The organism is Flavobacterium sp. ALD4, assembly GCF_002836475.1.
GTDB lineage: Bacteria > Bacteroidota > Bacteroidia > Flavobacteriales > Flavobacteriaceae > Flavobacterium.
Map to the genome: position 1 here is coordinate 1,180,792 of NZ_PJBJ01000030.1, position 26,837 is coordinate 1,207,628.

Sequence of the window (26,837 nt, forward strand, 5' to 3'; positions counted from 1 at the left end):
CAGAAGGTATAAAATTGAAAACACTTCTAAATCCTAATTTGTAATTTTAATTTGATCTCTGTCAAACATAATAATTCTATTTATATTTCTTGTGATTGTTGATAACTTAGCTATTTATTTACCCTAAAAAAACCTAAATTTGAAGTTCTATTTTTGTGATTACTTCTAATTTTAAAGTGTTTAAAACCAGTTAAATACACAGTCGAGATCCGAAGGATTTAGGCTTCCCGTAAATTGCGGGACTGGAATGAGGCCTATGTACTTAATATTCGATACCGAAACTACAGGATTGCCAAAGCGTTGGGATGCACCCATCACTGATACTGACAACTGGCCACGTTGTATACAAATCGCATGGCAGTTGCATGATGATATGGGGAAACTCCTCGAACATCAGGATTATTTGGTAAAACCCGATGGATTTAATATTCCTTATGATGCGGAGCGAATTCACGGCATTTCGACTGAATTAGCAGCAGAAAACGGAATCTCCTTAGCGGCCGTTTTGGAGAAATTCAATGAGGCGATGGGTAAGGCTAAATTCATTGTAGGTCAGAATCTAGGTTTCGACCTGAATATTATGGGTTCTGAATTTCATCGTTTGGGATTAGAGAGCCAAATGAGTAAAATGCCCGTTCTTGATACCTGTACAGAAGTCACTGCCTCGTTATTAAAATTACCTGGAGGTCGTGGAGGACGATTTAAATTACCAACGTTAACCGAATTACATAGTTTTCTTTTTAATAAAGCATTTGGCGAAGCGCATAACGCGACCGCCGATGTTGAGGCTACGACACGTTGTTTCTTGGAATTGATTCGCAGAGAGAATTATACTAAAGAGCAACTCGATGTCCCTGCTGGTTATTTCCAGGAATTCCAAAATAAGAATCCAAGAGAGACTACTCTTATAGGTTTAAAGCATATCAATTTAAAAGAGGCTTCTGATGCAATCCGTCAGCAGTTTGGAGAAAAACAAACGGCTACGGTTTCGAAGGCAAAGCTTTCAGAAAATAAAAAAGTACTGGTTGATACAGACTTTGTACATCTACATAACCATACCCAATTCTCTGTTTTACAATCGACAATAAGTATTCCGCAGCTTGTTAAAGCGGCTTCAAAGGAAAAAATGCCTGCTGTTGCTATGACAGATCATGCGAACTTGATGGGTGCTTTCCACTTTGTTCGTGATATCTTAAACCATAATAAAGCGGCTGAAGCGAAAAACGCAGCATTAATCGAAAACGGTGAAGAACCGACAGAGGTGCCCATGAAACCTATTGTAGGTTGCGAGTTTTATGTTTGTGAGAATCATAAAGACAAAACTCGTAAAGACAACGGATACCAAATAGTACTTTTGGCGAAGACCAAAAAAGGCTATCATAATTTGGCTAAAATGTCTTCAATAGCCTACACTCAGGGTTTTTATTATGTGCCCAGAATTGACAGGAAAGTTATTCAGCAATACAAGGAAGATATCATTGTGTTGTCTGGAAATCTAAATGGAGAAATCCCGAATAAGATTTTAAACCTTGGTGAAAACCAAGCAGAAGAAGCCCTGTTGTGGTGGAAGGAAGAGTTCAAGGAAGACTTCTATATGGAGGTGATGCGTCACAATCAAGAGGATGAAAACAGAGTTAATACCACCTTGATTTCTTTGGCAAGAAAACACGAAGTGAAAATAGTAGCTACTAATAACACTTTTTATATAGACAAAGGAAATGCGAATGCACACGATATTTTGCTGTGTGTGCGCGAAGGTGAAAAACAAACGACGCCAATAGGTCGTGGTCGTGGCTATCGGTACGGTTTGCCTAATCAGGAATATTATTTCAAGACAGGGGAGGAGATGAAAAAGCTCTTTACTGACTTGCCTGAAGCGATTTGGAATTTAGCGGAAATCGTGGATAAAATTGAAATATACAATTTGGCGCGGGAGGTTTTATTACCCAAATTTGATATTCCAGAGGAGTTTTTTGTTGTAGAAGATAGTGTTGATGGAGGAGTTCGTGGAGAAAATGCATATTTGCGACATCTTACTTACGAAGGAGCAAATAGAAGGTATCCTGAAATTACAGAAGTGATTAGGGAACGTTTGGATTTTGAATTACTGACTATTTCTAACTCTGGTTATCCGGGATATTTCCTGATTGTACAGGATCTTATTGCCGAAGCCCGAAGTATGGGCGTTTCGGTAGGACCAGGGCGTGGATCAGCTGCAGGGTCTGTAGTGGCCTATTGTTTGAAAATTACAAACATTGACCCTTTGATGTATAACCTGCTTTTTGAGCGTTTCTTGAATCCCGATCGTGTGTCGTTACCCGATATTGATATCGATTTTGATGACGAAGGGCGAAGCAGTGTAATGGATTATGTGATTAGAAAATACGGATCAAAACAGGTAGCGCAAATTATCACATATGGTAAAATGGCCACTAAATCGGCGATTCGAGATACAGCGCGTGTACTGGATTTGCCTTTGTTTGAAGCAGATAAAATAGCAAAATTAATTCCGGGGATGATGCCTGGAAAATGGAATTTGGCCCGATTTTTAAGTGAAGACGAAGCCTTAATAAGAAAAGCAGTTCGTCCGGAAGAGTACGATAAGATTAAAGAATTAATCGCTCTGGCCGGAGAAGACGATTTAGGGGGCGAAACTATTCAGCAAGCAAAAGTGTTGGAAGGGAATTTAAGAAACACGGGAATACATGCCTGTGGGGTGATCATTACGCCAAGTGATATTACTGATTTTGTTCCTGTAGCTACCGCCAAAGATTCGGACTTGTATGTGACGCAGTTTGATAACTCGGTGGTAGAAACAGCTGGGTTGTTAAAAATGGACTTCTTAGGGTTAAAAACTCTTACCCTTATAAAAGACACGGTTAAATTAGTAAAATACAGAAACGGCATCGATCTCGATCCAGATGCGTTTCCTATAGATGATTTAAAAACATACGAGCTTTTTCAACGGGGAGAAACGGTAGGGATTTTTCAATATGAATCTGCGGGAATGCAGAAATACATGAAGGAATTGAAGCCAACCGTTTTCCCGGATTTAATTGCCATGAATGCTTTATATCGTCCAGGGCCAATTGCTTATATTCCGAGTTTTGTAAAAAGGAAAAATGGGGAAGAGGAAATTATTTATGATCTTGAGGCCTGTGAAGAGTTATTGAAAGATACCTATGGGATCACTGTTTATCAAGAACAGGTGATGCTTTTGTCTCAAAAATTAGCTGATTTCTCAAAGGGTGATGCCGATGTTTTGCGTAAAGCGATGGGAAAGAAGCAAAAAGATGTCTTGGATAAAATGAAGCCTAAATTCATTAGTCAGGCTATGGCCAAGGGGCATCCAGAAGACAAGCTAGAAAAAATATGGAAAGACTGGGAAGCCTTTGCTGAATACGCCTTTAATAAGTCGCACTCTACCTGTTATGCATGGATTGCCTATCAAACAGCTTATTTAAAAGCCAATTACCCTGCTGAATATATGGCTGCGGTATTGTCTAATAACATGAGTGACATCAAGCAGGTTTCTTTTTTTATGGAGGAATGCAAGCGAATGGGACTTGAAGTATTAGGACCAGATGTAAATGAGTCCCACTATAAATTTACTGTAAACGATAATTATGCGGTCCGTTTTGGAATGGGAGCGATTAAAGGAGTGGGGGCAGGAGCAGTAGCGACCATTGTTCAAAACAGAAAAGACGGGAAGTACAAATCGGTATTTGACTTGACCAAACGTATTGATTTGCGAGCGGCCAATAAAAAAGCATTGGAAAACTTAATTCTAGCTGGTGGTTTTGATTCCTTTTCGGGAACCTTGCGTTCTCAGTATTTTCATGATGACGGCGATGGAATTACCTTTTATGAAAAAGCGATAAGGTATGGCGCTAAGTTTCAAGAAAATGAGAACTCGTCTCAGGTGAGTTTGTTCGGTGAAAGTAGTGATGTTCAAATTGCTGAGCCGGTCATCCCTCCTTGTGAAGACTGGAGCACCATGGAAAAACTGGCTAAAGAGAAAGAGGTCGTGGGAATATATATATCAGGACATCCATTAGATGATTACAAATTTGAGATGAAGTATTTTTGTAATGCCAAGCTCGAGGCACTGAGGAGCTTAGAGCTAAATGTGGGTAAGAACTTGACCTTCGGCGGAATTATAAATGACGTACAGCATAGGGTGGCTAAAAACGGAAAAGGCTGGGGAATATTCACCTTAGAAGGATATGATGAAAGCTATGAGTTTAAGATCTTTGGAGAGGAATATCTTAAGTTCCGTCATTTCTTTATTCAAAACAATTTTACCTATATGAAAGTATTGGTCAAAGAGGGATGGGTCAACCAGGATACCGGTAAAAAAAGTGAACCAAGGATACAGTTCATGTTGGTGCAATATTTACAGGACGTATTGGATGATTTTGCAAAGAAGCTGATTGTATTGCTCAATATAAGTGATCTTGATCCTGATTTTATCCATAAGTTGGGGCATCTTTTTTTCGAAAATAAAGGAGATAATCTGGTGACTTTTGAAATCATGGAATTAGAAAAAGTCAAAAAAATAATGGAAGCTGAGCGAATTGTCATTGAAAAGGAATCAGACGATTTTATTGATGAAAATGATACGCTGGAGGTCTCTGAATCGATAGAACCAGAAGCTGCTGCCGCCGTTGTCGAAGTGGAGGAAATTAAAGTGGTTACTAAATTAACGATGGCTAGCAGAAAACTGAAAATAAAAATTTCAAATGAGTTGCTGATGGAATTAGAGAAAATGCAGATTAATTTTAAGCTGAATTAGATCAGATGTATGTAGAGTCGCATAAATAGTCGTCAGAACTGACCGCTACAACGTTTAAAGAACGTCCTTTTCATCAATGAAATCGACGTTTTTTTGTGGTTTGGAGCTGTTTTTTTTACCTACAGCAGTTGTTGTCGTTGTGTAACTAACTGATTTTTATATGCATGTATCATAGTTTGTTTTATAGCGCAATTTTTTAAAAAATACCGAATTAATATACAGGAAAATCGTGTAGTTTTGGTGGTGGTAAAAAAATTAAAAATCATGAAAAAAAACCTATTTCTATTAGGATTAATGGCGTGCTCGATGACAATGATGGGGCAAATTGACAAAAAAGAAAGCAAGACGGAAAACTGGTATTTTAAATTAGGGGGGTCTTATTTTACACAAACGGCTTCAACGGAATTTCCGGATGTTGGAGGTCAATTACCAAATAGAGATGTATATCAAGGTACTATGTCTAGTAACAAATTGGTTTCTCGAGAAAGTGTAACTGGATCTTTCGGAGAGGGTTTTAGAGGTGGCTTGACAGCTGGTTACCGTTTTTCCACTCGTTTAGGAGTGGAGATGGGAGTGAATTACTATATTGGTAACTCTAAAACAATGGCTCAAACAACAAATAGGCTTATTTCATATGACCCAAAGACTACCGCAGCTACTTATGTGAGCTTTACTGCTGAAGGGCAAATTAAAGCATTAGATTTAGCTCCTGCTGTAGTTTTGTTTTTAGGAGAAGTTAATGGTTTTGAGCCATACACTAAGGTTGGGATTATTATGCCAGTTCACGGTACGTTAGCTATTGATACAAATAGAGACTATAGAACTTTTGTAGGCGCTACTGAAGTTGCAAATACTGAAGCTTACTCAAAAGATGTAGTTAAACCAAATGCGACAGTTGGTTTTATGTCCGTTTTAGGAACTTCATACAAATTAGGAAAATACATTTCTGCTTATGCTGAGTTAGAGTACCGTAACTTTACCGTACATGGAAAAACGAAAGAAACTGAAGTTTATACTGAAAATGATGTAGATAAGTTAAATACGTCTACTTCTTTCAGGAAAGCATCATATTCAGCAACCCACAGTGATTATGTGAATAGTTTGAATGGAAGTTCTAACAATGAAGAGTTTAATAGTGCCGGTTTTGACGAAACAAAACCAAAGGATGAATTAAGTTCGTTTGTTGGAATTAGTGGTTTAGGATTGACTTTAGGGCTAAAATATAGTTTATAATTACAAAAGAATCATTTTATTACAAGAAAGGCTGCCCGATAAGGCGGCCTTTCTTGTAATCTGAATGTGATTTTTTGTTGCTGTTGCGTTTCTGTAGTTCTGAGAGAGGCGGGAGCCTGTGCGATGATCGCTGGAAACGCAGCAAATATTTATGGGATAAAAGGGGCTGACGCTGCGGTAGCTGGAATAAGTTGTTAATCAATTATAGTATAGTGTAAGGAAAGAGAGGTTAATAACGATTGTCAATGCATTTATAATCAAAACTAATTTGGGAATAGTGTTTCATTTAGTATAAATGTTTAAATTTGTAGTCAAGTTTTGAATGAAATCAGAATTTTAAATTTTAAAAAAAGAAATTATGGCATTAGCAATAACAGATGCTACTTTTGAAGAAGTAGTTTTGAAATCAGACAAACCAGTGATGGTGGATTTTTGGGCAGCATGGTGTGGGCCTTGTAGAATGGTTGGACCGATTATTGATGAATTGGGTACGGAATACGACGGAAAAGTTGTTGTAGGGAAAGTGGATGTAGATGCAAATCAAGAATTTGCTGCAAAATACGGTGTGAGAAACATTCCAACGGTATTGATTTTTCATAACGGTGAAGTAGTAGGGAAGCAAGTAGGAGTAGCTCCTAAGCAAACTTACGCAGATAGTTTAGACGCGTTGTTGTAATCGGTAGATTGCGATTTATATAGAATTTTTTACAAATTCAGATTAAAGGTTTGGCGCAAGTCAAGCCTTTTTTTGTTTTGTCCTGAAAGCGGTCGGGATTGCTTTAGCTTTTCAATTTAATTCTCTTTTTGTAATCTTGTATTCTTTTAATTTTTAAAGCATTTATTATTTTAATATATTTGAGATATGAAGATTGAATCGCAAATAGAAAAAATTTCGAGTTTTCAACATCTTGAATTGTTAGCAAATCAGGTTGTGGAAGGATTTATCTCTGGGATGCACAAGAGTCCGTTTCATGGATTTTCGGCTGAATTTGCAGAGCATAAAGTTTATAATGTGGGAGAAAGCACTAAGCATATCGATTGGAAACTATTTGCTAGAACGGATCGTTTGTATACAAAGCGTTTTGAAGAAGAAACTAATTTGCGTTGCCATATTATTATTGACAACTCCTCGTCAATGCATTACCCGAAGTTAGGAACAAATCAAAATTTTCACGAAAATAAAATAGGCTTCTCCGTTTTGGCTTCAGCAGTTTTAATGAATATCTTAAAGAAACAGCGGGATGCAATAGGGTTAAGTGTGTTTTCAGATACGTATGAGTATTATGCTCCTGAAAAAGGGAGTGATCGCCATCACAGAATGGTATTGAATGCGCTTGAAAACGTAATGGTAGCTCCCACGGTCAAAAAAAGTACGGATACTATCAGCTTTTTACACCAAATAGCGGAGAAAATGCATAGGCGTTCCATGATTATCTTGTTTACGGATATGTTTCAATCTGGTTCTGGAGACGAAGCATTGTTTAGTGCGCTGCAACATTTAAAGCACAACAAACATAAAGTGGTGTTGTTTCATGTTACAGATACTAAAACAGAACTCAATTTTGACTTTGATAACACGCCCAGAAAGTTCATAGATGTGGAGACTGGAGAATCCGTTTCGGTTTTTTCCGATAATGTGAAGGAGGAATATGAAAAACAGGCTGCTTTGTACTTCAAAAAGTTGGCGTTAAGCTGTGCTCAAAACAAGATTAAGTACGTTCCGGTTAATGTCAGTGATGATTTCGAAAAAGTTTTACTGACATACTTAGCTGAAAAACAAAACTTTGGATGATCAGTTGAAAATAATAGTTTTTTTTAATTACAAACGCTTGTGTAGGTCGAAATGAATTGTATCTTTGCAACCGCAATAACGCTGAGGTCTGGTAGTTCAGTTGGTTAGAATACCTGCCTGTCACGCAGGGGGTCGCGGGTTCGAGTCCCGTCCAGACCGCAATATTGGGGAGAGCCTTTCTTAACGGAAAGGCTTTTTTGCCCCATTAAAGTATCTAAAGTTAGTTGTGTTGTTTGGTCGAGTTGGTAGCAACGAGACCGGGTTTAGTAGTTAGACCAATGAAAAGCTTTCCATGTTTCTGAATTTATTCAGAACCTACGGATGGCTTTTTTGATTTTCTATAAGGTTGGTTTGGTTGTCATTTCAAAAGAAATAGAATCTTTAGTATAGTATGCGTAGTATAGATATGTATAATTTGATTTTTAGGATACGACTCACACAGGATTTTTAGCGATAGAAAAATAGCTTAATTGTGAAATTTTTGAAGGGAACTAGAGGTTGCTGTCGAGGAGAAAAGGATAAATCGTGCTTTTTTAAGACGACTAATGGTATAAAATTTTAAATACTAGTCTGGCATCTAATGTTTTGGAAAAAGCGTACTCTAATGAGGGTGTTTTTTTGATTTTAGTGTTAGTTTTAAATTAAAATGTGTTGTATCTTTGCAACCGCAATAACGCTGAGGTCTGGTAGTTCAGTTGGTTAGAATACCTGCCTGTCACGCAGGGGGTCGCGGGTTCGAGTCCCGTCCAGACCGCATATTTTCTAGAGCCTTTCTTAACGGAAAGGCTTTTTTTTTGTTTAAAAACTATATTTTATCCTTCTGTTGATAGTCGGCATCACTTGATGTGTATTATGAGGGTTTTTTGTCCTAATACCTTTTCTACAGTTAATGGTTTGTCTAGAACGGAACCGCAGGTAAGGAAGCTTGTTCTATGGAGTGTTCTAGCTTGTAATTGTACGGTATTGTTTCAGGGGTATACTTCCATTCGATAGTGGGCATCAGCGCCGCGCTTTTGATAATTTTAAGTGTACTTGAGGAAATTAGCCGCTTAATTTAATCTCTAGGAGTGTTTTTTTTTTGTATATTCAACGTTATGGCAGTTATTTTAACAAACTATCATTCCGTTAAAAGTAAGATAAATATTATTTTAAATAAAAAAACATGTATTTAATCGGATATATTTGTCGTTTAAGCGAAATAGCAGCTACATTTACTGCAGCTTAGAATGCACGTCGACGATTCCTGGTTGAATCGCTATTTTAAGCCCTAGACTTTTTTTTTTTTTTTTAGAACACTAACCTAAATCGTGTTTTAGTACTGAAAAGAAAACGGAAAAAGCGCTCAAAATAATGTACCATGAAAAAAATTATTTTATTAACAATCCTCCTGCAGTTAGGTTTTTCAGCCGTCACGGTTGCGCAAGGCACCGCTAATGCGACTGCTTCTGCAACCATAATGACTCCCATTCAAATTGTTAAAAATTCAGATATTGATTTTGGCAATTTCGCCACTAATGGACGAGCGGGTACCGTGGTATTAGGTGCCGATAATACGGGTGCTAGGATGAGCTCTCCGAACATTAGCCTGCCGAATGGGGCAGGTGTTGCTAAAGCTGCCGGTTTTACTGTGACGGGTGAAGGTAATGCTGCTTATAGTATCACACTGCCTTCTAGCGGAGTTTTAATTTATAATGGGGTAGCGAACATGGTTGTTGACGCGTTCACTTGTTCGGCATCAAAAGTGCTAGCAGGTGGAAAGGAAATAATATACCTTGGAGCTACCGTACATGCAGGCGCCGCTCAGGCTCATGGAACCTATTCCAGTCTTGGTTCGGGTATTGAGGTAAGTGTTAATTATAATTAATTTAGTACTGTTCTTTTCTACTTTCAAAGTGATGTTATTATTTTTATTGTGAATGCAGATTAAGATAATTGTTTCGGTTCTGCCTTTGCCGATTTATTTTTCCACCTTCCTTTTTTTCTGATCAATTCTTAAAAACTTCAACTAATAAATATTGGAGCTGTTTTATTGTGTGAAAAAGCACCGATGCTTTTTGCATATGCTGGTCAAAATAGTCCTCTTTTTGGAATTGTTTCTCTTTCCATGAGCCTAATCAAAAGAACTTTCTTGTAGATTGAAAAACAGCGGCTTTCTGTGATGAAGATCCGAAGGATTTATTTTTCTACACAGGAATCAAGATCCAAATTATTGAATTAGTAAATTGCTAATGTCTCTGGGTTTTTGCGAATAATTAATAGTATTCGGTCCTCTTAGTGTAATTTCGAAATCTGATTATTTTGCGATTTGTTAGCACTAAGAATGAAGGTGATTTTTCAGAGTTATGTCTTGCTATTTTAGTTGTTCACAAGGTAAAAAAAGTTGTTATGGATCTATTATTTTACAGTTAAATTTGTGAAATCAGGTAGTAATAGTAAAGAATTGTGTAGTTCAACGAGTATAATAGTTGTTTAACGATTATATTTTCAGGAGACCTTCATTAGTTGTTATTTTGCCTTCGGAAAAAATAATAGAATGCCCCCATTCTATCAATCAAAACAATTAGACCTACGTTATGAAAAAAATTACTTTATTAGCTATCTTAGCTATCGCAGCATTCTCAAATAATGCAAACGCTCAATCCACAGCATCAGCAACGGCTGCTGCAACTATCGTTACGCCAATTGCAATTTCAAATACTGCTCCTATGAGTTTTGGAAACGTAGCTGTTACGGGTACTGGAGGGACAGTAGTATTGTTAGCGGGAGGTGGAAGAAATAGCACGGGAGGTTTAACTCTTCCAACAACAAAAGGTAAAGTTACAGCTGCATCTTTTAACGTTACGGGTACAGCAGAGTACGCATATTATGTTAAGCTACCAACTGGTCCAGTAGAACTTACGGGCACTAGTGATTCTGATAAGATGGGTGTAACAGACTTTACGAGTAGTCTTCTTGGGGATGGGAATCTTAAAGACGGTACGCAAACTTTTACAGTAGGAGCAACATTAAATGTAAAGGATAACCAAGTCGCAGGAGCTTATACAGGTTCATTTAACGTGACCGTAAATTATAACTAGATAAATAAAATAAAGCAAGTGCTGCAAATTGCAGCACTTGCTTTATTTTTCTATATTGCGTGGAAATCAAAAAAAACAGCATATGGATTTTTATCTAAAAGGGCAACACCACTATTTTAAAGGCAATCTTCTTCGATTGTTTTTTTTTATTTCAATTTGTACATTATCAGTAAACAATGCTTTAGCACAGGGAGATTTACTTGTTTTTCCAAAACGTCTTGTATTTGAAGGGAGAAGTAAAACGGAGCAAATAAACCTTGCTAATACTGGTAAAGAGACTTCTACGTATAATGTGTCATTTGTAGAGTTTAGAATGAATGAAGCAGGTGGTTTTGAGGAAATCAAAGAGCCTGATTTAGGACAGCAATTTGCAACCCCCTTTTTAAGAGTCTACCCAAGACAAGTTACTTTGGCGCCCAACGAATCCCAAACTGTAAAAGTGCAGCTAGTCAATACTGGCGAACTTGAGGTTGGAGAATATCGATCTCATCTTTATTTCAGAGCCGTCAAAAACACTAAGCCACTCGGTCAGGAAAAAATGGAAGGCGACACTAATGCATTGTCTGTCAAAATTGAAACTGTTTTTGGTGTTTCCATAGCCACTATCATACGTAAAGGCGATTCAGATACTGCGGTGACGATTTCCGCATTGGAATATGAAAATAAAGAGGACTTGGGTACTTTTCTACACTTCAATATTAATAGAATAGGTAATATGTCTGCGTATGGCGACATTACGATCAGTTATATGTCTACACAAGACAAATGGTACGAGGTGGGGAAAATAAAAGGCATAGGGGTTTATACTCCTGGGACTTTGCGAAAAAATAAAATACTGTTACAAAAACCCGCAGGGGTCAACTTCAACGGAGGAAAATTTAAGGTCGTTTATACGAGCAACGAAGGCACGGAACTGATTGCAGAAAAGGAATTGGATTTATGAATGTTTATTTATAATAGTTGAAAATACTAAAGGTACATATCAAGATAAGATGGCTGTTTTTACTATCAGCTTTATTTTTGTGCATACCTGTCTTTTATGCACAACCCACCTTGCCTCAACGGACACTAACTGTATTGCCTACTCAGCCCATTGATTTTGGGTTGTTTTACAGCACCGGTGCCGCGGGTACAATCAAAGTAGATTGGCAAGGTGTTCGTACCACTACAGGAGGCGTTATTGCCTTGTCTGGTTCTACCGCTCGACCCGCTATTTTTGATGTAAAGTTATGTCAGGGCAGAAATGTAATCATAAGCTATCCGCCTACTACAACTATAAGTAATGGAGGAGGGGTTTCGTTAACACTTGATATTGGTCCAACAGAAAAGGGCGTAAGTGGTTCGAGTTTTGTTGTGAATAACAATTGCAATTTTATAACAACAGTAAGAGTTGGGGGAACGCTTCATGTTCCCGGGGCTGCTTCCACAGCGGCCTATTCAGGTGTCTATTCGGGCATTTTTGAATTGAATTTCGTTCAAGAATGATGGAGGGGGAGAAGCTAATAAAATTGAAACATTCTGATTGTATTTCGTGTTGTAGGTATATTCACTTATGGATGTATGTCCTATTTTTATTTTTGACCCTAATTCAAGTCCATGCACAAGGTAATGCCATAGCTGAAAAAGCAGCTTATTTTTCTGATTTGGACGAAGTTCCTGTGGAAATTATAGTGGATGGTAAGTGGAGTTTTGAAACCAATGTCATTATCACGGATTCTAATTTGCTTTTCATTAATGTTGTGGATTTATTTACGCGTCTAAAAATACCGTGTAAGGAGAGTGCAACGGGCAACAGCTTAGAAGGCTTCATTGAAAACGAATACAAAACGTATACAATTGATTACTCGACCGGACAAATTAAGGTAGGCAGCATAGATATTACTTCTACAAGGGGGCTATTGGAAGAAAATGGTGTTAAATATATACAAGCATCAGTCTTATCTGAAGCATTTGGTTTAACATTGACATTCAATGCGCGATCGCTGTCTGCTAAATTAGTATCTAGTTTTGAATTACCGTATGTCAAGCAAATGCGTATTGAAAACACCAGAAACAATATTTCAAAATTAGAGGGACAGGAAGTCGCGGTCGATACTGTAATCTCGCGGGATTATCACTTATTTAAGTTTGGGATGCTAGATTGGGCGTTTAATTCGAATCAGACGGTAAGTGGAGCCAGCACTAATAATGTGATTTTAGGCGTAGGGAGTGAACTGCTTTTTGGCGAAGCCAATATTGCAATAAATTATAACGATAAGTACAAATTTGACAACCGACAGCTTCAGTACAGTTGGCGCTGGATAGACAATGATAAGAAACTTATTAAGCAGGCTCAGCTAGGTAAAATATACAATCAAAGTATTGCTTTTTTAGGAGCACCTTTAATTGGTGGTACAGTCAATAATTCTCCAAATACCGTTCGGAAAGCAAGTGGAACTTACACGATAAACGACTATACGGAGCCCAACTGGACTGTAGAGCTTTATATCAATGATGTTCTAGCCGATTATACGTCGGCAGATGCATCGGGTTTGTATGTGTTTAACGTTCCCATTGTTTATGGGTACACTACATTAAGATTAAAATTTTATGGTCCTTTGGGGGAAGAGCGCACCGAAGAGCGCATTATGAATACCCCTTATACTTTTATGCCTGCCAAAATTTTAGAATATAGTTTGTCAGGTGGTGTTTTGCAAGATGCGAATGGAAGCCGCTACGGAAAAGCGGATTTTAATTATGGGGTGAATCGCTTTTTAACTGTTGGTGGGGGGCTGGAGTATTTGTCGAGCATATCAAATCGTCCTTTTATTCCTTATGCAAAAGTGGCGTTTCAGCCCTTTAGTAAAATGATTGTGAACTTAGAATACGATCATGATGTACGAATGAAAGGGTTGTTGAATTATAATTTCATAAAAAGTGCTTTTTTAGAACTGGACTATACAAAATACGTAGAAGGGCAACTTGCTACCCGTTTTAATGCGCTTGAAGAAAGGAAAATCAGAATCTCTGTACCTATTAAAATAAATCATTTTTCCGGGTTTTCAAAATTGAATTTCAGTCAGTTTGTTTATGAGTCGTTTAACTACAACCAGCTCGATTTCGTTTATTCGGCTTATTACAGACAATTGGGTGTCAATTCATCAACATTAGTGAACTGGGTGGGAACGAATTCGCCTTACATGACCACTAATTTGAGCTTGTCTTACAGATTGCTAAATGGTCTTGTTTTGCGTCCATCTGTAGAATATAATTTGAAGCAAAATAAGCTTACGAGATATCGTGCAGAAATTGAGAAGCGGGTTTCTAAAATGTATTTTTCGGCTTCGTATGAAAGAAATGTGACGTCAAAAAGTAATACTTTTTTTTTAAACTTTAGATATGATTTGCCATATGCACGTACCGGATTATCTGCATTTTATAGCAATAAAAACATTAGTTTTACAGAAAACGCACAGGGAAGTTTAGCCTTTGGCGGAGATAATTATACCTATGCTGGGAACAATTCATCATTAAGTAAAGGTGGTCTGCTGTTTTATCCTTTTCTTGATTTGAATCAAAATGGAATATTGGATAATGGGGAAAAAATGGTGTTGTTGTCTTCCGTGAGAGTATCGGGTGGTAACGCGGTAATAAGTGAAAAAGATTCCATTGTACGTGTGTCAGATTTGAACGCTTTTGTCAACTATAATGTATCATTTTCTAATGATGATTTAGAGAGTATATCATGGAAGTTTAAACACAATACCTATCAGGTACTTGTTGACCCCAACCAATATAAAAGGGTGTTTGTTCCAATTATTAGTATGGGTGAAATAAACGGCATGATCTATTTTAATAAGGAGAATACCAGAAAAGGATTAGGAAGGGTTACGATTCAAATCTATAATGGGCAAGGTAAAAAAGTAGCGCAGACATTAAGTGAACCCGACGGGTATTTCAGTTATTTGGGATTAGTACCAGGGAATTATAAAGTCCGTGTGGATGAAGAACAATTAAAAAAACTGGATTATCAGTCTTCACCAAAAGAGCAGGAGATTTTTATAAAGGTTTCAGAAGATGGAACAATAGTGGACGGACTGGATTTTAATTTAAAAGCAATAACGTCGGTGGTCTCTATAGAACCCGCTAAAATTATTTTGACTGATGCCCCTAATCAACCTTCCTCTATAGACAAGCAGTCAGAAAGTCATTTTAATACTTCTTTCGGTAAAATATCAGATCAGCAAGGGCTCTTTTATAGTGTGCAGATAGGGGTTTTTAAAAATTACCTATATTCGCAACATCTTTTAAAGTTTACACCGGTGTTTTATGAGATTTTATCCAATGGTACGATCAGATATATTTCAGGTAAATATGATTTAAAAGCGGATGCTAAAACGGCCAGAAATATAATTGTAGCTAAGGGGATAAAAGACGCTTACATTGTTAAATATAAGGATGGGAAAAAGATTGATACTTCCAAAGGGAGGTATTAGTCAAAAACAAATAAGGAATGAATATAAAAACAGGTACGTCGGTTCAAATTAAAGTGGTTAGCACCCGGTTTGAAATCAAAAATATAGTAATTCAATTAGGGGGTAATTACGCCAATAAAATAATTGAAGCAATATTTGATGAAAATGATAATATCAATACGAATCTTAATGCTCAAAACGTATGACCTTAAAAATACTTACGCTAAAAATAAAATTTTTAGCACTTTTTTTTCTGATTATGGGGTTCTTCTTAGGACTTAATAGCGCTGTTGCACAAGCTAATGAAACATTCGTCTCATCTGGAATCTTTACTGTTCCGGCAGGCGTAACAAGCCTTACTATTGAGGCTTGGGGTGGCGGTGGCGGTGGTGCGTCTTTGAGTAATTCCGATGGTGGCGGCGGTGGTGGCGGTGGCGCTAATTCTTCAAGAACAATTGCCGTTACTCCGGGCAGTCAATATAGCTACACAGTAGGAACTGGCGGCGCTATTGGGTCAGATGGCGGAGAATCAACAGTTTCACCTTTATCTTCAGACATAATTATTAAGGCAGGGGGCGGAATAAGAGCTAGATTTACCACAGGAGGCGCAGGCGGAACAGCTTCGTTAGGTAGTGTCAATACAAATGGGGCGGCCGGTACAAATGAGGGTAATGGAAATGCAGGAGGTGATGGTGGAAATGCCGGAGGATCAGCCGGAGGATTAGGAGGAGCCGGAGGAGGTAAGGGCTCTGTTAAAGATGGAACGGAAGGTACTACTCCTGGCGGCGGCGGCGGCGGCGGTGCTAAAAGTTCATCTGGAGCAAAAGGGGGTGATGGTCAAGTTAGTTTTACTTACACCTGTCTTGCTACTCCTGGATCAATAACAGGTACAGTTATACAATATCCAAGAGTTACAGCGCAGACATATAGTATTTTAGAAGTACCAAATGCCACAACTTATAGTTGGGCTATACCATTTGGCTGGGAGATAACAGCAGGAGCAGGAACAAAATCAATTACTGTGACCACAGGCTTGGCTGGTCAAAATGGGAATATAACGGTATCCGCTGCTAACGATTGTAGTACTAGTCCAGCTGCAGCATCCCTCAAGGTAGCGGTCACGGTTAATCTTAGATCACTTACAAATTTTACACTTTTTACATCCGTAGGGGCAGTATCAAATACTGCTGTTTCAGATATAACCGGTGATATTGGTACGAATGTAGGTGCCGTAACTGGTTTTGGTCCTCCTTCAATAGTAAATGGGAAAATTGAAATTGCTAATAGTATTACTGCGCAAGCTGCCTTAGACTTACGTGATATTTGTATTCAATTATCTAATACAGTAACAACCAACTCTACTTCTGCCGCTAGAGCAATGGGAAATGGAGAGGTACTAACTCCAGGCGTATATTCTATTGGGGGTGCAGCATCTACCGGAGGGACTCTGACCTTAGATGCGCAAGGAGATCCCAATGCTCAATTTATTTTTAAAATAGGAGGTGCGTTTACCACTGGCGCGAATGCTACAGTGGTTTTAGTGAACGGAGCTTCGCCAGCAAATATATTTTGGATGGCTGATGGTGCAATTGCTATGGCTGCTTCAACAATAATCAGCGGGACTTTAATTGGTAATCCTGGTGCTGTTTCAATGGGTGCTGGCGGACAATTATCGGGAAGAATGCTTTCTACATCTGGCGCCGTTTCTGTCGATGCAACCGAAGCTGCAAATACAAGGATAAACAAATGGAAAGGCTCAGTTAGTAATAACTGGAATACTCCTAGTAACTGGACGCAAAACGTAGTTCCGGCAATAGATGCGAGTATTATTTTTGATGATATGCCATTCAACCATTTAGTATTGGATCAGAATCGATCAGTAACTAATATTACTAATGCACAAGCACCTTACAGAGTAGTTTGCAACGGCTATAAACTTGTTGTAAAAGGAAATACGCTGTTTACAAACGGAGCGCAAATTGATGCTTCGGCAGCTAGTTCTGTCGTGGAGTATGGAGGTTCTTCAGTGCAAACCATAGATAGCGGTCAATACCTCAATGAAAAGACGTTCAATTTAAATATCAATAATGCAGCAGGGGTGAACCTCAACACAAACTTTACTCTTGATAATAATCTGACAATTAACGATGGCAAAATATTTACAATTGAAGCAGCCAAAAACTTAACAGTTGTAGGTGCTATTGCGAATTCAGGGGGTAACAGCGGACTTGTTTTAAGATCCAATGCTTCAGGGACGGCTTCTCTTATTCATAATACAATCGATGTGCCAGCAACAGTCCAACGATACATAAGTGGTGCTGCGGAAGACTGGCATTTCCTTTCTGCTCCAGTTTCAAATCAAAGCATTAGTGGCGGTTGGAATCCAGCTGGTACTTATGGGAATGGGACTGGTTATGATCTATATATATGGAATGAACCAACACCTTGTTGGACTTACCAATTGAACACGACTGTGGCGCCTACCTGGCCATCAATTCATCCTACTTCAAACTTTGTAAAAGGGCTAGGTTATTTGTATTCTACCCAAGCGGCTAATCCTACAAAAGAATTCATTGGGGTATTAAACAACGGGACTATTAGTATTCCAGTGACAAAAGAGGGTCCTGATACCAGCCCAGAACCTGATGTAAGAGGATTTAATCTAATAGGGAACCCTTATCCGTCAGCTATCGATTGGAAGAGCACTGGTTGGACACGTAACAACTTGCTTGTCACAGGCAGTGGGTATGATATGTGGATATGGAATCCAGCTGCAAAAAATTATGGAGTTTATAATACTACTACTGTGGGGTCGACCGGTACACATGGCGTTACGCAAAATATCGCACCAATGCAGGGTTTCTATGTAAGAGCAGCTAGTAATGGTGCTGTTGGTATGACAAATACGATACGGGTAAATACAGGTGCAAGCAATTGGATGAAGACAAAAAACAACAAGACTAATAATTTAAAAGTTAGAATTGCATCCGATTCAAGCTTGGGGTATGATGAAGTTTTAGTTCAGTTTGGCGCATCGTTAAATGAGGCTGGGGCCGCAAAGCTTTTTAGTACAATAAAATCAGCACCATCGCTCTATTTAACGCATGGGAAAGAGGAATTAACCGTATTGAATTTGACTAATACAGTCGAAAATACTTCGGTGCCTCTTATGTTTAAAGCGGGAAGCGACGGGAACTATACGTTAACTATTAATCTGGAAAGTAAGGATTATGGGGTATTAGTATTAGAAGATAAAAAAACAAAAACTACATCTGACTTAAAAGTAAATCCAAAATACCAGTTCAAAGGATCAATTAAAGATGCTGCAAGTAGATTTGTTCTTCACTTTACACCTGTAACCAAGGAGGTTGCATCCTTACCGGCTGTTATTTATTATGATGGCAATGAAATCATCGTGGATTTAACTTTGATATCTGAACAAACAGAGGTGAAAATCTATGATATGCTAGGGAAGTTACTTGTTAATAAAAAGGTGGAAGGTAAAATGATTCATCGCTTCGATATAAATCCAAAAAACGAGGTTTATATTGTAGTAGGGAACAGCAAAGGGAAATCCGTCAGCCGTAAGATTTTAGCTTATTAAAGGATTACGGGCCGTCTTATGCATTAAGATTTGAATCAGAACAGCGTGGATCGATATTACTATACGTCGTAATAAACAGCTGCCAAAATGTTATCGAAATTAAAAGCTACATAAAAGTGGATGCGGAGACTCTCTTTCAATTTCGACCAGACACGGTAAGGCCGGTTACGCAGATTAGACTATAGGGGACTATGCCGGCGGCATTCTTTATTCTGAATTATTTCACGAATTATTAAAACCCTATTCTTGTAGTTGAATAGGGTTTTTTCGTTAGAGTAGCAGTTTTTGCGTGAGGGGTAGTAGCGGCATCCTTTTACAAAGCGATAGCGGTGTAAAAGATATAGTGAATAACCCGACCCTGTTGGGTCACGCCCAAACGACAAGACCGCTTTAAAGGGGGATTATGCTGATTGTTCCTTAGAATTAGCTGATGAAACCCTTTAAATTACTATCATTTAGCGCTAGAATTATTTAAGTGACAATTTTAGATATTTGGTGTAGTAATAAACCACAAACATAGGCTCCGTAGGTTCCTACGGCATAGCCCAGAACAGCCAGTAGCACTCCCACGGGAGCTAAAAATGGGCTAAATGCTGCTGCAACAATGGGCGCAGAAGCGGCACCACCAATATTTGCTTGACTTCCTACTGCCACATAAAAGAAAGGTGCTTTAATGATTTTGGCTACAATTATCATTACAATGATATGCGTGGTGATCCAAATAACTCCAACTAAAAATAATAAGGGGTTGTCAAAAATAGCACCCAGGTTCATATGTGTTCCTATGGTTCCCACTAAGATGTATAAGAATATGGTACCTACTTTTGAAGCGCCATAGCTTTCTATTTTTCGCACTTTGGTAAATGATAGTAAAACGCCCGCTGTTGTAGTGATAATAACCAGCCAGAAGAATTCGTTAGTAAAAGAATATTTTTCTAATGCCGGATAGTTTTCTTTAAAAAAGGGAGCTAGTATATCTGCTAAAAAGTGTCCTAAACCGGTCAAGCCAAAAGCGACCATGAGGACTATCATTATATTATTAGTTGTTAGCGGTATTCTTTTACCTGCTTGTTCTTCTTCGAGTTTTTTTTCTAATTCGGCTATAGGAGCATTATCTGCTTTTAACCACTTGTCAATTTTATCTGATTTTTGAGCACCATAAAGCAAAAATCCCATCCATAAATTGGCTACTAACACATCTACAGCAATCATCTGGGCAAACATGCTTTTGCTTGCGCCAAATACTTCTAGCATGGCGGTTTGATTTGCGCCGCCACCAATCCAACTTCCTGCTATTGTTGATAGTCCTTTCCAAACTTCTTCTCCATTTGATAAAGCTACTTCAGGGTAGAAGCTACCTACAATGTATAAGGCTAATGGACCGCCTATTATAATACCTAAAGTTCCTGCCAAAAACATAATAATAGCTTTGCTTCCTAGTTTTTTTAATGCAGCGAAATTGATACTTAAGGTAAGTAATACTAAACTTGCGGGTAATAAATAGCGAGAGGCAATGTTGTATAGACTTGAAGTCTCTCCTGATATAATATTGAAGGTGTTGAAAAGTGCCGGAATGAAATAGCACAACAAAACCGAAGGGACTATCCCGTAAAATTTCTTAAAAAAAGGTTTGTCACTGGAGGAGGTGATAAATATTAAACCTAATATTGTCATAAGAATACCTAGTACAACAGCATCGTTAGTTATTAGGGGAGCTGGGTTTTCGATCATAATTTTTGGTTTGTATGGTTTTGATAAGCAAATCTTACATTTCTCTTTTACTTGCAGAACCTATTTTCTAATATTTTTTTAAGCGCCAATAGCGTAGGTAAATCTCAGTCGCTATCTGCATGATCATTATGTCATTTTTTAATGACAAGGTACAGCGGTCTATTTTAGATAGTTCCGTTGCTTTTGGTAAACTTAACTTTTCTCTATTTAAAAAACACTACATTCAATTAATTAATGTACGCTCAGGAAATAAGATTAGATGATTTTTTTAAAAGAAAGGGTACTAAATACCAAATGAATAAATAGTGTTTTCTTTTCTGGTTTCCTCAGTTATACTTTCGAGAAGTAAAAGCTTAAAATAATATTTCTTTATAGCGCCAAACCAGACGAATATAGAGCCCTAAAAACAGTACGTAAACTAAAAACAGCATAAACGTGGGAGCGATGAATCCAATAAAAGATCTTATGGCAGCTTTCAAAGCGCGTTTGTGGTTTTTAGAGTCATGTAGCAGTTTTCTATTAAAAGCGGCTACAAAAGCACCGATAAGAAATCCAAACGAGATGGGAGAAAGGAGGCCAACAATCAGTCTGATATTTGTTCCCCAAATGCCATAGGAACTTCCTCCGAATCGTTTCGGCCCTCTAGACGGGATCTACATATTCCAATATTGAAATGATGATGGTAATCAACAAGGTAATGCCACGAATCCAATAGTTTCGGGAACTGCAGTTGTAAAATAAAGGAGTAAAAGCCCTATCCAACTCATGGGCGGTCTCGGTAAAACGCGAAGAAAACTCCCTATAATTCCAATAAACATACAGCAAAACCAAAGGACTAAAAGGAAAGTATCCGTAAAATTTTATTTTGTATTTTTGGAAAATAAATACAACAGGTATTCATAAAACGAGTATGAAAAAATTAGTTTCAATCTTTTTTATAGTGTTCTTTTTGAATACCGCTTTCGCCCAAGACAAAGGCAGCAGCGATGTCGCTTTGAAGGAAAGAATATATAAAGAGAATAGAGCAAAAGTGTTGAATTTTTCGATGAAAGATTTTGACCGTGTCTTCTTTGAGTTTTCAGACAAAAAAGCAACTGCAAATTTGGTATTAACAAAGGAAGCGTTTTATAAATACACGATTCAAATTGCCGCTTTTTCAGATCGATTGGGGGTTTTGTATCCGGATCAAAAGGAAATGGCTGAAGCAAGCAAGAAAAAATGGTTTGCTGAAAGCTATGAAGATTATTTGGTTTCGAAACAATCTCAAAGATAATAATTGTATTTTTATAAAATATTACTCCAATTCAAAAACAAAACATTGAAGCACTATTACTTTTTTTTAGTATTCTTACTTTTTAATTCCTGTCAGTATTTCGAAAAGCAAGTGCCTTCGGAAAAGGAATTATTGAAAAAAGAGCTGAAAGCAATCAATTGGAAAGAAGTTGATGAGTATCCATCCTTTGTCGATTGCGACAAATTAGAGAACAAAAGGCAGCGCCAGCAGTGTTTTTTTGAGTATTTAACAGAGTTAATACAAGATAAATTGAACAGCGATACGCTTTCGGTACTCTATCCTGAATTAGATACCATAGAGGTGAAAGTTACGATTTATTCCAATTCAAAAATGGAATTTGAACCCCAGTTTCCAAAGGATTCGGTCGCCTATGATACGATTAAAATCGACAGTATTCTGAATGCCAGATTGGTTAATTTTCCAAAGGTGAACCCGGCAATTAAACGCGGGATTCCGGTAAAAACACAATTTATACTTCCAGTAATCCTTAAAGTTGAGTAAGTAATGCCGTTTACCTTATCACACCCAGCTATTCTTTTACCTTTTTTAAAAAATAAAAAATTGTCGGCTACCGCTTTGATAATCGGTTCGATGTCTCCTGATTTCGAATACTTTTTTCGAATGAAAATGCAAAGTGAGATTAGCCATACTTTTTGGGGGATATTTCTAATTGATTTCCCGTTGGGCTTTATAGTGATGTTTGCTTTTCACGAAATCATAAAAAAGCCATTTATAGAAAATGCGCCCCTTTTTTTTCAAAAAAGATTGGCCGTTTTGAAAGATTCAAAATGGATTGATTATTTCAAAAATAATTTTTTAACGGTTGTAATTTCCTTTTTTTTAGGTGCTGTTTCACATATTTTTTGGGACTCCATGACGCATTGGGACGGCTATCTGGTGCAGAGGGCTTCTTTCTTAAATCTGGAACTGTTTTCAATTCCTTTGTACAAAATAGCACAGCATTTGAGTTCGATAATCGGATTGGCATACATTTTAGGGTATGTCTATAATCTTCCTAGTGACAATAAAGAGTTAAGGGTGATTAATTTAAATTACTGGTATTTAACTTTTCTCTTTGCGGTTTTTGCAATTGCCCTGCGGTTCTATTTCGGGACAGAGCTCGATAAGATAGGGAACGCCATAGTTAGTGTTCTTTCGCCAATGATCTTCGCTGTGACTTTGGTGGGATTCTTTTTCAGGAACAAGTGAACTATTTAGAGAACCGTCTTCCTTTCCATTCATATTTACCAATCAAAGAATAGAAGGCAACACTCACACTAAAAAAAGGATATAATAAACTACTTAGAGTTAAATACTGCATTTTAGTTGTCGTCAAAAAAGAATGGGATTTATGTATTAAAACAGCATCAACGGCGAACTTAAGTAGAATTAAGAAACAGATAGTCAGTAGCGATAATAAACCCATAATCCATAATCCATAACCCACAACAATACTTAAGTTTCCAATAAAAACGACCAACGCAAGAAACTGCCCAAAAGTACTCTGATAGGAAGCCGTCTTCGATGCCCAACGCACCCTTTGGTAAAACAAGGCTTTCCAATCGTCCAGAGCTTTAGTAACAACAATGTTGCTTTTTGATTTTACATAATGGACGCGATCTGGAAAGCGCGCTATCGCTTTTTGCAATAAGAATACATCATCTCCGCTTGCGATGGTATCATTTCCTTGAAAACCATTCAGTTCTTGAAAGAATGATTGCTTGTAAGCCAAGTTGGCACCGTTGCACATAAAACCTTTTCCTATTCCGAAGCTGCCTATAGTTGCTCCTTGTAGGCTCGCCAAATCTAATTGTTGGAAATGATGTAAGAACGTGTTTTTACAATCATACGTTACGGCCCCCACTACCATCGAAACGTCGTGCAGCTGAACGTAATTGTCCAACAGTAACATCCAGTTTTCAGGAACCACGCAGTCCGCATCGGTGGTGATGATCCAGTCGCTGGTGACAAAAGGAATAGCCGTGGAAATAGCATCTTTTTTTGGAGAATTAGAAACTCTATTGTTTTTTATAATTCGAACATTGAACATTGAACAGTTAGGACTAAATACTTCCTCCGATTCATCATCGACCAGAATAACTTCAAACCGTTCCTTTGGGTAATTTAACTTAGAAAAACTATCTAAAAGTAGAGGTAGGTTCGCCGCTTCATTACGGAAAGGCACTATGATAGTGAATCTTGTCCGGCTAGTTGTTGTAATTGGCGTTGAGCCATCAAGTTCCAAGGATTTTATTTTTGTAAAACCATAAATAAGCCATGCAATAGTAATGCAGTAAATAATTAAAATGGAGCTTAGAAAAAACGTATACATATAGTTGAGGCATTAATTTTTTATTTCCTCCATTCGGAGGGTTAAGGGGCTTTTATAAATCAGAACATAATAACTTCCCATGATAACTGGCAGAAAGACATTAAGAAACCACATTAGAGTCGAAATAAAAACGATAATCCACTCGTTGATGCCTAGAATCCCAAAGAAATAAATAGCCACACTCCCTTTTATCGCAAAATCTAAAAACTGGAATGTAGGTAAGGAGGAGGCCACAAGATAAATACTGGTTATGGCTGCCATGAGGGTAATATAGGGCAAATCAACATCAAAAGCCAAAAACAAAAAATAGTATTGATGCGAAAAAAGCAGGTAGCGACAAATGGCCAGAACTATATTTTTCCTATGAATGTACTTGGGGATTTCATTAATTTTATGAAGTAACTTTTCTATGGAATACCCTTTAATTATGAATTTTTTTAGGAAAAAAAAGAGGAGTAAAAAGAGAAAAGTTATACCAAAAAGTAACGCCACCGTTCTCGTCGTAATTACATTGAATTTGGCATTAAAATACAACAAACCAAAAACCCCAAAAATCACGGTCAAAATCATTTGGATTCCATTGCAAATCAAGTTTAAAAACAACACTTTTTTGGTAGCTGATTTATCAAAGAACATTGCTTTACCTGCATATTCCCCAATGCCATTTGGAGTAAATAGTCCAGCCGTCAAGGCAGCAAGGACTTGTTTTGTTGCCTCTACTTTGGAGATTTTATATAGAAAAGAAATAAGATTCTGCCATTTTAAAATTTCTAAAAAATGATTCAAGACACTCAATAGCATAATGAAAATAATTCCAGTAACCGACTGATTTTTATTGAATAAAATAAGGAACTTCTCCCAATCGAGGGCGCCGCTATTTGCCAGTTGATCGTAAATAAAATAAAAGGCAGCACCTACAATCAAAAGTTTGATTAGAAGTACAAGGGATTGCTTAGTTTTGTGCGGAATCGAAATCATTGAGACAAAGAAAATGAAATTCATTTTGTTTTCCTAATGGACACAATAGGCCTCAAAAATATAAATCAAAGAGCTATCGATTCAATAATCAAAATTGAATGAACCTCAAAAGGTTTTAATCCTGCGAGAGTTGTTCTATTAGAATATTATGTGTCTTTAGTTTTATTGATACTTTTGACGGAATCACTAATAAATGCGAGTAGTCTTATTAGCAGAATTAAAATTCCTGCAAAAAGGAATAATTTTTTTACAATGTCATCTTCTTTAAAAGTAGAAATTCCAACTATTATAAAAACTATCCCTAAGGGTATAGTGCCGAATTTTTTTAAATTTTTCATGATATGAAATTGTTTTGTCTTTGGTTATTATAGTGAGCATATTATGTTTTAAAATGTTACAATAAGTTCAATTAGAGCTCTCTGTTATTGATTAGAAATAAGAATCTTTAAACTATTGGTTTTTACGATTTTAAAATTCCGAGAAAATGATTCAAGACACTCAATAGCAAAATCAAAACAACTTGAGTAACCGACTTTTTTTCTTACATAAAACAATCAACTTCTACCAATCTAGGGCGCCGCTATTTGCCAGTTGATTGTAAATAAAATAAAAGGCAGTCCTTACAATCAAAAGTTTGATTAGAAGTAAGTGGAATTGCTTAGTTTTGTGCATAATCGAAATCATGGAGACAAAGAAAAGAAAACTATTGTGAAAATGCTATTTCGCAAAGATTTACAAAGACTCTGGGTAATGAAAAAAAAGTGTTCCACAAAGATTCACAAATAGAAAGCAAAGCTGAGAAAAGATTTTAAATTAATTTCCGAATCTTTGAGGCTGTTTTGTTTGGATCTATGTGATGAAAAAAAATATTCTGCGGATCTGCGCTAAGGTTTTAAATTTATAAGACTAAGCATAACAAAAAAGCTTCGTGTCTTTGTGGCAAAAAAAAACGTACCAAAATAAAAATGGCAAACGAACGCATCATATTAGGAATTGACCCGGGAACAACTGTAATGGGGTTTGGCTTGATTCGAGTTATCAATAAAAAAATGGAATTTTTGCAACTCAATGAATTGCAGTTATCCAAATACGATAACCATTATCAGAAGTTGAAACTCATTTTTGAGCGCACGATTGAGTTAATCGACACTCATAATCCAGATGAGGTTGCCATTGAAGCGCCTTTCTTTGGGAAAAATGTGCAGTCGATGTTGAAGTTGGGACGTGCGCAAGGTGTAGCGATGGCTGCGGCACTTTCGAGAGACATTCCGATTACCGAATATGAACCAAAAAAAATAAAAATGGCCATTACTGGAAACGGAAATGCCAGCAAAGAGCAGGTCGCGAAAATGCTGCAGCAATTATTGGGATTGAAAGAATTGCCTAAAAATCTGGATAGCACCGATGGATTGGCAGCTGCGGTTTGTCACTTTTTCAATTCAGGAAAAGTGGTCGGAACGAAAAGCTATACTGGCTGGGACGCTTTTGTGAAACAAAACGAAGAACGAGTAAAAAAATAGTGTTCAGTGAACAGTTTTTAGAACTGC

Annotated in this window: 20 protein-coding genes and 2 tRNA genes; 17 read left to right on the forward strand and 5 right to left on the reverse strand. The window is 37.4% G+C overall.

What is annotated here, in order from left to right:
* The first annotated feature begins 256 nt into the window (after nucleotides 1-256).
* From dnaE to CXF59_RS13955, 13 genes are all read left to right on the forward strand, one after another.
* The gene (gene dnaE, locus CXF59_RS13900) at nucleotides 257-4,795 is read left to right on the forward strand and encodes a DNA polymerase III subunit alpha (protein WP_101138336.1); all 4,539 of its coding nucleotides are present in this window, start codon (nucleotides 257-259) and stop codon (nucleotides 4,793-4,795) included.
* A 264-nt stretch (nucleotides 4,796-5,059) separates the two neighbouring features.
* On the forward strand, nucleotides 5,060-6,028 hold the full coding sequence (locus CXF59_RS13905; RefSeq protein WP_101138337.1) for an outer membrane beta-barrel protein: 969 nt from the start codon (nucleotides 5,060-5,062) through the stop codon (nucleotides 6,026-6,028).
* A 358-nt stretch (nucleotides 6,029-6,386) separates the two neighbouring features.
* Nucleotides 6,387-6,704 carry a thioredoxin gene (gene trxA, locus CXF59_RS13910; protein ID WP_016990016.1) on the forward strand — a complete coding sequence of 106 codons (318 nt, stop codon included), beginning with the start codon at nucleotides 6,387-6,389 and terminating at the stop codon, nucleotides 6,702-6,704.
* 186 nt (nucleotides 6,705-6,890) lie between these two features.
* The gene (locus CXF59_RS13915) at nucleotides 6,891-7,820 is read left to right on the forward strand and encodes a DUF58 domain-containing protein (protein ID WP_101138338.1); all 930 of its coding nucleotides are present in this window, start codon (nucleotides 6,891-6,893) and stop codon (nucleotides 7,818-7,820) included.
* Between the two features lie 85 nt (nucleotides 7,821-7,905).
* Nucleotides 7,906-7,979, forward strand: a tRNA-Asp gene (locus CXF59_RS13920).
* A gap of 521 nt (nucleotides 7,980-8,500) precedes the next feature.
* Nucleotides 8,501-8,574 (forward strand) — tRNA-Asp (locus tag CXF59_RS13925).
* A 702-nt stretch (nucleotides 8,575-9,276) separates the two neighbouring features.
* Nucleotides 9,277-9,684: a DUF4402 domain-containing protein gene (locus tag CXF59_RS13930; protein WP_157824587.1), complete on the forward strand. Its 408-nt coding sequence runs from the start codon at nucleotides 9,277-9,279 to the stop codon at nucleotides 9,682-9,684.
* Nucleotides 9,685-10,393: 709 nt separating this feature from the next.
* Nucleotides 10,394-10,897, forward strand: coding sequence for a DUF4402 domain-containing protein (locus CXF59_RS13935; protein WP_101138340.1), 504 nt, complete (start codon nucleotides 10,394-10,396; stop codon nucleotides 10,895-10,897).
* 82 nt (nucleotides 10,898-10,979) lie between these two features.
* Nucleotides 10,980-11,840: a molecular chaperone gene (locus CXF59_RS13940; protein WP_157824588.1), complete on the forward strand. Its 861-nt coding sequence runs from the start codon at nucleotides 10,980-10,982 to the stop codon at nucleotides 11,838-11,840.
* A gap of 17 nt (nucleotides 11,841-11,857) precedes the next feature.
* Entirely contained in the window at nucleotides 11,858-12,382 is a 525-nt protein-coding gene (locus CXF59_RS13945; RefSeq protein WP_101138342.1) for a DUF4402 domain-containing protein, read from the forward strand.
* 71 nt (nucleotides 12,383-12,453) lie between these two features.
* The gene (locus tag CXF59_RS13950) at nucleotides 12,454-15,372 is read left to right on the forward strand and encodes a carboxypeptidase-like regulatory domain-containing protein (RefSeq protein ID WP_101138343.1); all 2,919 of its coding nucleotides are present in this window, start codon (nucleotides 12,454-12,456) and stop codon (nucleotides 15,370-15,372) included.
* A 17-nt stretch (nucleotides 15,373-15,389) separates the two neighbouring features.
* Entirely contained in the window at nucleotides 15,390-15,557 is a 168-nt protein-coding gene (locus CXF59_RS15030) for a hypothetical protein (RefSeq protein WP_157824589.1), read from the forward strand.
* A complete protein-coding gene (locus CXF59_RS13955) occupies nucleotides 15,554-18,955 on the forward strand; it encodes an ice-binding family protein (protein ID WP_101138344.1) in 3,402 nt (1,133 codons plus the stop codon). The genes CXF59_RS15030 and CXF59_RS13955 overlap by 4 nt, the downstream gene beginning before the upstream one ends.
* Nucleotides 18,956-19,426: 471 nt before the next feature.
* On the opposite strand, the gene CXF59_RS13960 is transcribed toward CXF59_RS13955, so the two are convergent.
* Together CXF59_RS13960 and CXF59_RS15800 are read right to left on the reverse strand one after the other, a co-directional pair.
* Nucleotides 19,427-20,686, reverse strand: a complete 1,260-nt coding sequence (locus CXF59_RS13960; RefSeq protein ID WP_101138345.1) for a DUF819 domain-containing protein — start codon at nucleotides 20,684-20,686, stop codon at nucleotides 19,427-19,429.
* Nucleotides 20,687-21,039: 353 nt separating this feature from the next.
* Nucleotides 21,040-21,339 carry a DUF456 family protein gene (locus CXF59_RS15800; protein WP_369828581.1) on the reverse strand — a complete coding sequence of 100 codons (300 nt, stop codon included), beginning with the start codon at nucleotides 21,337-21,339 and terminating at the stop codon, nucleotides 21,040-21,042.
* A gap of 257 nt (nucleotides 21,340-21,596) precedes the next feature.
* Between CXF59_RS15800 and CXF59_RS13970 the strand changes: the two genes are divergently transcribed.
* From CXF59_RS13970 to CXF59_RS13980, 3 genes are read left to right on the forward strand one after another with little or no spacing between them, the layout of a single operon-like run.
* Entirely contained in the window at nucleotides 21,597-21,959 is a 363-nt protein-coding gene (locus tag CXF59_RS13970) for a hypothetical protein (protein ID WP_101138346.1), read from the forward strand.
* Between the two features lie 45 nt (nucleotides 21,960-22,004).
* Nucleotides 22,005-22,481, forward strand: coding sequence for a hypothetical protein (locus tag CXF59_RS13975; protein WP_101138347.1), 477 nt, complete (start codon nucleotides 22,005-22,007; stop codon nucleotides 22,479-22,481).
* 3 nt (nucleotides 22,482-22,484) lie between these two features.
* Nucleotides 22,485-23,189 (forward strand): DUF4184 family protein, encoded by a 705-nt coding sequence (locus CXF59_RS13980; protein WP_101138348.1) that lies wholly within the window; start codon nucleotides 22,485-22,487, stop codon nucleotides 23,187-23,189.
* A gap of 1 nt (nucleotide 23,190) precedes the next feature.
* Here CXF59_RS13980 and CXF59_RS13985 read toward each other — a convergent pair whose 3' ends face one another.
* The 3 genes from CXF59_RS13985 to CXF59_RS13995 form a co-directional block, all read right to left on the reverse strand.
* Complete coding sequence (locus CXF59_RS13985) at nucleotides 23,191-24,312, reverse strand: glycosyltransferase (RefSeq protein WP_101138349.1); 1,122 nt, start codon at nucleotides 24,310-24,312, stop codon at nucleotides 23,191-23,193.
* A gap of 12 nt (nucleotides 24,313-24,324) precedes the next feature.
* On the reverse strand, nucleotides 24,325-25,290 hold the full coding sequence (locus tag CXF59_RS13990) for a lysylphosphatidylglycerol synthase domain-containing protein (protein ID WP_101138561.1): 966 nt from the start codon (nucleotides 25,288-25,290) through the stop codon (nucleotides 24,325-24,327).
* A 146-nt stretch (nucleotides 25,291-25,436) separates the two neighbouring features.
* A complete protein-coding gene (locus tag CXF59_RS13995) occupies nucleotides 25,437-25,628 on the reverse strand; it encodes a hypothetical protein (RefSeq protein WP_101138350.1) in 192 nt (63 codons plus the stop codon).
* Between the two features lie 627 nt (nucleotides 25,629-26,255).
* Between CXF59_RS13995 and ruvC the strand changes: the two genes are divergently transcribed.
* On the forward strand, nucleotides 26,256-26,810 hold the full coding sequence (gene ruvC, locus CXF59_RS14005; RefSeq protein WP_101138351.1) for a crossover junction endodeoxyribonuclease RuvC: 555 nt from the start codon (nucleotides 26,256-26,258) through the stop codon (nucleotides 26,808-26,810).
* Nucleotides 26,811-26,837: the final 27 nt, after the last annotated feature.

What these genes read in the sequence shown, in the direction of transcription:
- CXF59_RS13980 (WP_101138348.1), top strand. Translation starts at nt 22,485, where the DNA reads ATGCCGTTTACCTTATCACACCCAGCTATTCTTTTACCTTTTTTAAAA.
- CXF59_RS13915 (WP_101138338.1), top strand. Translation starts at nt 6,891, where the DNA reads ATGAAGATTGAATCGCAAATAGAAAAAATTTCGAGTTTTCAACATCTT.
- dnaE (WP_101138336.1), top strand. Translation starts at nt 257, where the DNA reads ATGTACTTAATATTCGATACCGAAACTACAGGATTGCCAAAGCGTTGG.
- CXF59_RS13905 (WP_101138337.1), top strand. Translation starts at nt 5,060, where the DNA reads ATGAAAAAAAACCTATTTCTATTAGGATTAATGGCGTGCTCGATGACA.
- CXF59_RS13930 (WP_157824587.1), top strand. Translation starts at nt 9,277, where the DNA reads ATGACTCCCATTCAAATTGTTAAAAATTCAGATATTGATTTTGGCAAT.
- CXF59_RS13940 (WP_157824588.1), top strand. Translation starts at nt 10,980, where the DNA reads ATGGATTTTTATCTAAAAGGGCAACACCACTATTTTAAAGGCAATCTT.
- CXF59_RS13990 (WP_101138561.1), bottom strand. Translation starts at nt 25,290, where the DNA reads ATGATTTCGATTCCGCACAAAACTAAGCAATCCCTTGTACTTCTAATC.
- CXF59_RS15030 (WP_157824589.1), top strand. Translation starts at nt 15,390, where the DNA reads ATGAATATAAAAACAGGTACGTCGGTTCAAATTAAAGTGGTTAGCACC.
- CXF59_RS13950 (WP_101138343.1), top strand. Translation starts at nt 12,454, where the DNA reads ATGTATGTCCTATTTTTATTTTTGACCCTAATTCAAGTCCATGCACAA.
- trxA (WP_016990016.1), top strand. Translation starts at nt 6,387, where the DNA reads ATGGCATTAGCAATAACAGATGCTACTTTTGAAGAAGTAGTTTTGAAA.
- CXF59_RS13995 (WP_101138350.1), bottom strand. Translation starts at nt 25,628, where the DNA reads ATGAAAAATTTAAAAAAATTCGGCACTATACCCTTAGGGATAGTTTTT.
- ruvC (WP_101138351.1), top strand. Translation starts at nt 26,256, where the DNA reads ATGGCAAACGAACGCATCATATTAGGAATTGACCCGGGAACAACTGTA.
- CXF59_RS13935 (WP_101138340.1), top strand. Translation starts at nt 10,394, where the DNA reads ATGAAAAAAATTACTTTATTAGCTATCTTAGCTATCGCAGCATTCTCA.
- CXF59_RS13970 (WP_101138346.1), top strand. Translation starts at nt 21,597, where the DNA reads ATGAAAAAATTAGTTTCAATCTTTTTTATAGTGTTCTTTTTGAATACC.
- CXF59_RS13955 (WP_101138344.1), top strand. Translation starts at nt 15,554, where the DNA reads ATGACCTTAAAAATACTTACGCTAAAAATAAAATTTTTAGCACTTTTT.
- CXF59_RS13985 (WP_101138349.1), bottom strand. Translation starts at nt 24,312, where the DNA reads ATGTATACGTTTTTTCTAAGCTCCATTTTAATTATTTACTGCATTACT.
- CXF59_RS13960 (WP_101138345.1), bottom strand. Translation starts at nt 20,686, where the DNA reads ATGATCGAAAACCCAGCTCCCCTAATAACTAACGATGCTGTTGTACTA.